The 8,319-nt window shown below is 58.2% G+C and carries 9 protein-coding genes; 6 read left to right on the top strand and 3 right to left on the bottom strand.

Annotated features, from left to right (window positions below; all coding sequences use genetic code 11):
* Positions 1–130: 130 nt before the first annotated feature.
* Positions 131–487, bottom strand: coding sequence for a 6-carboxytetrahydropterin synthase QueD (gene queD, locus LIX91_RS20825; RefSeq protein ID WP_003317991.1), 357 nt, complete (start codon positions 485–487; stop codon positions 131–133).
* Between the two features lie 210 nt (positions 488–697).
* Between queD and LIX91_RS20820 the strand changes: the two genes are divergently transcribed.
* The 5 genes from LIX91_RS20820 (at position 698) to LIX91_RS20800 (ending at position 4,675) form a co-directional block, all read left to right on the top strand.
* Positions 698–1,006 carry a PepSY domain-containing protein gene (locus tag LIX91_RS20820; protein WP_103697169.1) on the top strand — a complete coding sequence of 103 codons (309 nt, stop codon included), beginning with the start codon at positions 698–700 and terminating at the stop codon, positions 1,004–1,006.
* Positions 1,006–1,314 (top strand): PepSY domain-containing protein, encoded by a 309-nt coding sequence (locus tag LIX91_RS20815; protein WP_003317989.1) that lies wholly within the window; start codon positions 1,006–1,008, stop codon positions 1,312–1,314. Before LIX91_RS20820 ends, LIX91_RS20815 begins: the two co-directional genes overlap by 1 nt.
* The gene (locus LIX91_RS20810; RefSeq protein ID WP_003395667.1) at positions 1,314–1,982 is read left to right on the top strand and encodes a response regulator transcription factor; all 669 of its coding nucleotides are present in this window, start codon (positions 1,314–1,316) and stop codon (positions 1,980–1,982) included. The genes LIX91_RS20815 and LIX91_RS20810 overlap by 1 nt, the downstream gene beginning before the upstream one ends.
* Positions 1,979–3,298, top strand: coding sequence for a sensor histidine kinase (locus LIX91_RS20805; protein ID WP_046270274.1), 1,320 nt, complete (start codon positions 1,979–1,981; stop codon positions 3,296–3,298). Before LIX91_RS20810 ends, LIX91_RS20805 begins: the two co-directional genes overlap by 4 nt.
* A 312-nt stretch (positions 3,299–3,610) precedes the next feature.
* On the top strand, positions 3,611–4,675 hold the full coding sequence (locus tag LIX91_RS20800) for an AI-2E family transporter (RefSeq protein ID WP_003411676.1): 1,065 nt from the start codon (positions 3,611–3,613) through the stop codon (positions 4,673–4,675).
* Between the two features lie 105 nt (positions 4,676–4,780).
* Here the strand turns inward: LIX91_RS20800 and LIX91_RS20795 are convergent, their stop codons facing one another.
* Positions 4,781–5,704 carry an alpha/beta fold hydrolase gene (locus LIX91_RS20795; protein WP_226489062.1) on the bottom strand — a complete coding sequence of 308 codons (924 nt, stop codon included), beginning with the start codon at positions 5,702–5,704 and terminating at the stop codon, positions 4,781–4,783.
* A 120-nt stretch (positions 5,705–5,824) separates the two neighbouring features.
* Here LIX91_RS20795 and LIX91_RS20790 point away from each other — a divergent pair, with 120 nt between their 5' ends.
* Entirely contained in the window at positions 5,825–6,781 is a 957-nt protein-coding gene (locus tag LIX91_RS20790; protein ID WP_226489061.1) for an AraC family transcriptional regulator, read from the top strand.
* A 68-nt stretch (positions 6,782–6,849) separates the two neighbouring features.
* Here LIX91_RS20790 and nuoN read toward each other — a convergent pair whose 3' ends face one another.
* Entirely contained in the window at positions 6,850–8,319 is a 1,470-nt protein-coding gene (gene nuoN, locus LIX91_RS20785) for an NADH-quinone oxidoreductase subunit NuoN (RefSeq protein ID WP_003317984.1), read from the bottom strand.

Here is an 8,319-nt window from a genome sequence, read left to right as displayed (position 1 = left end):
GGTGCCTGCAAAAATCAGCGTGAAAACACGTTTTCGTTTCTATGCGTCATGCCTCTGCGTGGCTATATCTGCCGCCGATCGACAGGCACAAAAAAACCACCGGTGAGGTGGTTTTTTATTGTCAGCGCAATCAGTCGCCGCGGTATTCACATCCGCTGGTGCAGGTCTCGTGAATACGGACCGCCGACAGCTCCGGGAGCAGAGGCTTCAATTCATTCCAGATCCATTTCGCCAGGTTTTCGCTGGTTGGATTCTCCAGGCCCGGGATGTCATTCAGATAGTTATGATCGAGGCGTTCATACAGCGGCTTGAAGATCGCCTTGATTTCCGAGAAGTCCCGGATCCAGCCGGTATGGGGATCAACCTTTCCGGCCAGATGAATGCCGACACGAAACGAATGGCCGTGCAGACGTCCACACTTGTGCCCCTCAGGAACGTGGGGGAGGCGGTGTGCTGACTCGAAGGTAAACTCTTTGAAGATTTCCACTGTGTATTGGCCCCGGAAAAATGGCGATCGCTCACGCGATAAATGCAATCGACGAGTTTAACAGCAATGGCCTGAAACTCCATGCAAGGGTTGGCCGCGATGACCCTGCCAGAATGCTTGATGGCACTCGGCCAGATCTATTCAGTTTGAGTTAAGTTGTACCGGTTAAGGTGGACGCCATAGAAGCACCGATCGCTATGGGTACCCCCTATGAAAACGCTGACCACCCTGCTGGCGGCCCTTACATTTATTTTGACGTCCTGTTTCATTCAGGCGCGTGGGGTCGACCCACAGGAAGTGATGCGCCTCAGTGAGGCCGGTACGCTTCATTCGGCTGAAAAGCTCGATGCCAAAGCGCTGAGCAAACACCCCGATGCCAGTATCATCGGCACGCAGTTCAAGAACATCTACGGCAGGTACGTTTACAATGTCGAACTGCGTGACAAACAGGGTGTTGAGTGGGTTCTCGAAATGGACGCCGCCACGGGTCAGGTCTACAGGAATCATCAGGATAACTAATGAATGTCGACAAGCGTCTCTGTGTCATCCTTGGTTTGAGCCTGACCTGCTCTTTTGTGTATGCCAGAGATCTGAATCAGGATGAAGCGCTCAGTTTGCGGCAGCGCGGGGTCATCCTGCCTCTCGAACAGTTCATCGAGCGCGCGATGGGCCTTCATCCGGGCTCTCGTCTGCTGGAGGCCGAGCTCGAGGAAAAGAATAATGTGTACGTGTATGAATTTGAGTTGCTGACCCCTGAGGGCGTCGTCCGCGAGCTCAAGTTCGATGCACGTGATAGCCGATTGCTGAAAGACGAGGATGATGATTGATGCGCCTGCTACTGGTTGAAGACCATGTTCCCCTTGCCGATGAGCTGCTCGCTGCGCTGGGGCGTCAAGGCTACGCGGTCGACTGGCTGGCTGACGGGCGCGATGCGGTTCATCAAGGAGCAACCGAGCCTTATGACCTGATCGTTCTGGATCTGGGTTTGCCTGGCATGCCAGGGCTTGAGGTTCTCCAGCAGTGGCGCAGCAAAGGTCTGGCGACCCCCGTGTTGATTCTGACCGCGCGAGGCTCCTGGTCAGAGCGTATAGAAGGCTTGAAGGCAGGCGCCGACGATTACCTGACCAAGCCTTTTCATCCTGAAGAGCTGCAGCTGCGTATTCAGGCACTGCTGCGACGTTCGCACGGGCTGGCCAACCAGCCCACACTGGAATCGGCCGGCCTTAATCTGGATGAAGGCCGGCAATGCGTCAGCCGCGATGGCGTGGATATCCAGCTCACCTCGGCTGAGTTTCGGTTGCTGCGTTATTTCATGCTCCACCCGGGACAGATTCTCTCTAAAAGCCATCTGTCAGAGCATTTGTACGATGGCGAAAACGAGCGTGATTCCAACGTCATCGAAGTCCATGTCAATCACCTGAGGCGCAAGTTGGGCCGCGCAGTCGTCGAGACACGCCGCGGTCAGGGCTATCTTTACGGTGGAGCCGGCGGTTGAAATCCATACAGCGGCGTCTGAGTCTGGGTCTGATCGCCGTTATGGTGGTTGTCGGTCTGGTGATGGCGCAGACCAGTCTCTGGCTGTTCGAAGTGGGCCTGCAGCGCTATCTGGAGTCTGGCCTGCGCAACGAAAGTGAAAACCTGCTGGTAGCACTGGTACGAGGACCGGCCGGGCTGCAGCTGGATGACCATCGCCTGTCGGGTGCCTACCAGCGTCCGTTGTCCGGCCATTATTTCCGCATGGATCTGCCGCAGGGGCACTGGCGCTCCCGCTCGCTGTGGGATTTCGAGCTGCCCCAGCCTGGGGTGGGTCTGCATGCCAATCTTGAGCTCGGCAAGACCGGGCAATCGCTGTTGATGCTGACCAGCGAATACCGCAAGTTCGGCAAGCAGATTTCAATCACCGTCGCACAGGATTACACGCCGGTCAGGGCGAGTTTTCGCCTCATGCAGCAGATCGGACTGGGACTTGGGCTTGCCGCGCTGATCCTGGTGCTGGTGTTACAACGCATCACCGTGCGAAGAGCGCTTCGTCCGCTTGAAACCGTTCGCGAGCAGATTTTTCAGCTCCAGCAGGGCCAGCGCTCACAACTGGATAATCAGGTTCCCCTTGAACTCGAACCACTGGTGGCGCAGATCAACCACCTGCTTGCGCATACCGAAGACAGCCTGAAACGCTCACGCAATGCACTGGGTAATCTTGGACATGCCTTGAAGACACCGCTCGCGGTCTTGCTCAGCCTGGCCCTCAGCGGACAATTGGACGCCAACCCGGCCTTGCGCAGGACGCTGCAGGAGCAGCTGGAAAATATCCGTCTGCGTCTGGAACGCGAGCTCAATCGCGCACGCCTTTCCGGCGACGCTCTACCGGGAGCCCGCTTCGATTGTGACGCCGAACTGCCCGGGCTTTTCTCCACACTGGGCATGATTCATGGTGCCCACCTCCAGTTGATCAACGATGTCGAGGCGGGCATGTACCTGCCGTGGGATCGAGAGGACATTCTCGAGCTGCTCGGCAACCTGCTGGACAACGCCTGCAAATGGGCCGACAGCGAAGTGCGTCTGGACATTCTGAGTCAGCATCAGGGCTTCTGTCTGTTGGTGGATGACGATGGGCCTGGTATTCCCGAGGCGCAACGCGCAGAAGTGTTCAGCCGTGGTGCTCGTCTTGACGAGCAGATTACCGGTCACGGGCTGGGTCTGGGGATCGTGCGCGACATCGTCGAGGCGTGGGGCGGTCAACTGCAATTGCAGGAGAGTCCGGCAGGGGGATTGCGGGTACGCATAGACCTGCCAGAGCGGACTGCCCCGTAGTACGTCAGCCGGAATCTTTCAGAGAAATCAATCGCAGCGCTCATCGGATCGCGGGTTCAGTCGAGGGCGTCGCCGATGAAACCCGGCAAAGCGCCGAGACCTCACGCAGCCTGGCCGAACCGGGTGCGCGCCTGGACAGCCTGGTGTTCAGTTCCGGGTCTGACGCTTGCCTGGCAGGGGCTTGAACTCCTGCCATCACCCGCTACTGGCCTCGCCTTCATATTGCCTTCATGGAAGATGGCACTCGTGCGCTCGTGTGCTGACTAAGCTCTAGACCGGGCGCGATGCGCGGTCTAATGACATGGACAGGACATGAACGAAACCACGCTGCAATACAAAACCCTCATTCTGCTACTGGTACTGGTGACCATTGCCTTCATATGGATTCTGCTGCCGTTCTATGGCGCAGTGTTCTGGGCGGTCATCCTTGGAATCATCTTCGCGCCTGTGCAGCGCAAATTGCAGATCAAGTTCAACTGGTCACGCAATCTCACATCCCTGTGCACCCTGATGATCTGTCTGGTCATCGCCATTCTGCCGGTGATCGTGATCAGCGCCTTGCTGGTTCAGGAGGGCACCACGCTGTACAAGAACGTCGAGACCGGGCAACTGGATATCGCCGGCTATCTGGCCGAGTTCAAGGACCTGTTGCCGCACTCCATGCAGGCGCTGCTCGATCGTCTGGGCATGGGCGACCTGGAAGGGTTGCGCGACAAGATCGCCAAGGGCGCGATGCAGGGCAGTCAGTACCTGGCTACCCAGGCATTCAGCTTCGGGCAGGGCACCTTCGACTTTGTCGTCAGCGTCTTCATCATGCTCTACCTGCTGTACTTCTTCCTGCGCGACGGACAGGAACTGGTACGCAAGATCCGCACGGCCTTCCCGTTGGGCGAACAGCAGAAGCGTCGCCTGCAGCTCAAGTTCACCCGAGTGGTACGTGCCACGGTCAAAGGCAACGTGGTGGTCGCGGTCACGCAAGGTGCGCTGGGCGGTTTCATCTTCTGGGTGCTGGACATCCCGAGTGCACTGCTCTGGGCGGTGATCATGGCATTCCTGTCGCTGTTGCCTGCGGTGGGAGCCGGGATTGTCTGGGCGCCAGTGGCCATCTACTTCCTGCTTAGCGGCATGATCTGGCAAGGCGTGGTACTGGGCTTGTTTGGCGTCTTCGTGATTGGTCTGGTGGATAACGTACTGCGCCCGATCCTGGTGGGCAAAGACACCAAAATGCCGGATTACCTGATCCTTATTTCCACGCTGGGCGGCATGTCGGTCTTCGGTCTGAACGGCTTTGTGATCGGACCTCTGGTGGCGGCGCTGTTCATGTCCAGCTGGGGGTTGTTCAGCGGCGCCAAGAAGCCCGTAAAACTGCCTGGCTGATATCGTAAGAAGGCGCAGCCGACACAGACCCGCGCATGCCTCCTGCCATTTATCAGGCAGGGGCATGCGTTTTTTTTGATTAGGACATAACTCCCGGAGCAGGTCTCATTCTGAGCCTTTTGCCGCGATGGCAGCCGAGTCCATGAAGGCTGTCAGATCAGTATTGAAGCGCGATGCTTCTTCCAGAAATGGCGCGTGGCCTGAATTTTCGTAAACCTTGGATTGAATCCGCGCATTGAGTTGCCGGGCACGTGCGATGCTGGGCTGAACATTGACCAGCTCATCCTTGCCGCCATACAGCATCAATACCGGCACCTTTGCCCTGGGCAAGCCTTTTGCCGCATCGACAGTCATTGCAGGCGTAGCACGGGTCATCGCCCACGATGCCATCGCGGCACTCGACAGCAGCCGCTCGAAGATCAGTGCATCCGGCTTTGTCTGGAAGCACAGGCCGAGAAAAGTACTTACTGCATCAAGGTGGGTCTTCAGGTCCTCTGAGCTCAGGCCTGCATACACTTGAGGATGGGCTGTAATCAAAGCAGCGTTGAGCTCGATGACACCATCGACATACACAACCCCGCCGATCTTCCCATCTCCATAGGCGGCGAGGTAGTTGGACATGACCACGCCCCCCATTGACCAGCCAACCAGCACCGGACGCTTGCTTGCAGTGGCTTCAACTACCGCTGCCAGATCGTCCGCATAATGACGTCCATTGCGGTACGCCTCGATATTCCCGGGCTTGTCGGAAAGACCGTGACCGCGCAGGTCATAGGTAATCATCCGGTAGCGCTGTAGCTGAGGACTACCGATCTGCTTTTCCCAATTGAGGTGACTGCCCAGCAGGCCGTGGATGAAAATCAGCGCCGGGCCGCTCGGATCTCCTGATTCCTGCACAGCGAGCTTGACGCCGTCAGGGGCTGTGACGGTGTAGCTTTTGTCTATTGCCAGGGCAATCGACGATAGTCCGCTTAACAGCGCGACAAGCCAGGTATTACGCAGTAGGCGAACGAAGCGAATGTGATTCATGAGGCGATTTCCCTGCGGCAGAAGTGATGGGCGCACTGTAGGTCGATGACGCAGGACGGTCTATGACGTAAAATCCTGAAAAATTGATTAAACGTCCTGAATTCGCGGTGACCGTTCTCCATGCCAACCTGCTCAAATGACCCCATCAGCGAACTGCTGCTCGGTATGCGTCTATTCGGTGTTCAATTCCGCAGGCTGGAAGTCGTACCGCCTCTTGGTGTTGGCTTCAGTAACGCAATCGGGCGAGCACAGTTTCATTTCGTCGGACGTGGGCCGGTGTGGTTGCGCAGCGCTGAGAACGTTCTATGCAGGCTCGATACCGGAGACGCGGTTCTTATTCCGCGCGGTGGGCACCATGCCATTTTGTCGGCTGAAGACACGGCTGCGAGCGATATACAGCTGTTTGACCCGTCTACCGGCATTGTCGATGGCGTTCACAATGGGGCATACGACGAGGAGGGCGGAGTCTTTGATCACGCGATCATCTTCAGCTGTTGCATGGAGTTGGAGCTGGGCGGCATGCAACCGCTTGTTGCCGCCATGCCGGATGTCATGCAGGTCAGCACTCTGCTGGAGACATGTCCCGAGCTGCGGCCCATGCTTGCGGCAATGGAGCGTGAGACCTTGATGCTGCAGGCCGGGCATGCGGGGATTCTGGCACGTCTTGCTGAAGTCGTGGCCGCGCTGTTGGTGCGTGGTTGGGTTGCAGGCGGCTGTGGGGATGCCACAGGCTGGCTCGGTGCTTTGCAAGACCCTCGGCTGAGTCGCGCCATTGTCATGATGCACCGGCACCCAGGCAGAAACTGGACGGTGGCCACGCTTGCTCATGAGGCCAGGCATTCCCGCTCTGTGTTCGCACAGCGCTTTCTCGAGGCTACGGGTATGCCGCCATTGCAGTACCTGACGGAGCTGAGAATGCGCCTGGCATTGCACAGGCTGAGCCGTGAACACTGTTCTCTGGAGGCTGTTGCCAGTCAACTGGGTTACGGTTCATTGGCTGCCTTCAGCCGTGCATTCAAAAGAACGATGGGCCTATCCCCTGGCGCTGTTCGTGCCGCGAAAAGCGTTGCCGGGTAGCCGTTCCAGCCATTTTCGAAGACAAAAAAAAGCCCTGCTCGAGAGCAGGGCTTTGCGTTTGCGCAGGATCAGCCCGCTACGTGCAGACCGGCGTTGAGCACCAGATCGAGCAGCGGTTGCGGGTAGACACCCAGCACGAAGGTCAGGATCGCAACGGCCAGCAGCATCACGCCGCCCGTGCGCTGTGCCCAGTTGATGGCTGCGTCGTGGCGAGGAAGCTTGTTGTCGACCAGATACATGGTGACCATCACGCGCAGGTAATAGAACACGCCGATGGCGCTACCGATTACCAGAGCCCCGACAAGCCACCACAGCTGCGATTCGACACCGGTGGCGATGATATAGAACTTGCCGATGAAACCTGCGGTGAGCGGGATACCCGCCAGCGACAGCATCATCAGGGTCATGACTGCCGTCAGGTAAGGGCGACGCCAGAACAGACCACGGTATTCGAACATTGCATCGGCATCACGTCCGCTGTAAGGCGAAGACATCATGGTGATCACACCGAAGCTGCCCAGCGAGGTCAGGACGTAAGTCGCCAGATAGACGCCGATCGCCTCGACCGCCATGCCTTTGCTGGCCACCAGCGCAATCATCAGGTAACCGAAGTGAGCGATGGAGGAGTAGCCCAGCAGACGCTTGAGATTGGTCTGGGTCAGCGCCAGCAGGTTGCCAACCAGGATCGACGCGACGGCGATGACTGCCAGTACGTCATGCAGGACACCGCTGCTGGCTGCTGGTGAAACCTGGAACAGACGCACCAGTACCGCGAATACCGCCACCTTGCTGGCAGTTGCCAGGAAGGCTGCGACCGGCGCAGGAGCGCCTTCGTAAACGTCCGGGGTCCACAGGTGGAAAGGCACCAGTGACAGCTTGAAGGCCAGGCCGACGACCATCATGCCCAGACCCAGGCTGGCAATCGGACTCGGCATGCCGGTCGCTGCGATGGCCTTGCCGATACCGTCGAAGCTCAGCGAGCCTGCCTCTGCGTACAGCAGCGCCATACCGAACAGCAGGAACGCCGAACCTGCAGCCGACAGGACCATGTACTTGATGCCGCCTTCCAGCGAACGCTTGTTGAAGAAGGCATAAGCCACCAGCCCATAGACAGGCACCGACAGCAGTTCCAGGCCGATGAACAGGCCCGCCAGATGCTGAGCGCTGACCAGCACCAGTCCACCGGCAGCTGCCAGCAGGATCAGCAGGTAAAGCTCTTCGCGATTGCCCGGATACCCGACCTTGCCGTCACCCAGATAGGCGTGCGCCATGGTCACGCAAGCGAGGGTAGAGGCGAGGATGATCGCCATGTACAGGCAGGCAAAGTTGTCGATATGCAGCAGTGGCGTCACGACCAGAGGGGCGACTTTCAATGCCGGATAAATCGACAGCAGGGCCAGGTTGAGGCCTGCTACCGAAAGCAGGAACGTTTGCGAGTGATTGCGGCGCCATGCGATCGCAAGCATCACCACGACAATGGTGAGGCTGGTGATCAGCAGTGGCGCAAGCGCAATAAAGTGTTGAATCGTCAGGTCCAT

The sequence above is a fragment of the Pseudomonas sp. B20 genome, assembly GCF_020515755.1.
Taxonomy (GTDB): Bacteria; Pseudomonadota; Gammaproteobacteria; order Pseudomonadales; family Pseudomonadaceae; genus Aquipseudomonas; species Aquipseudomonas syringae.
This window is presented reverse-complemented; position numbering and strand designations above follow the sequence as displayed.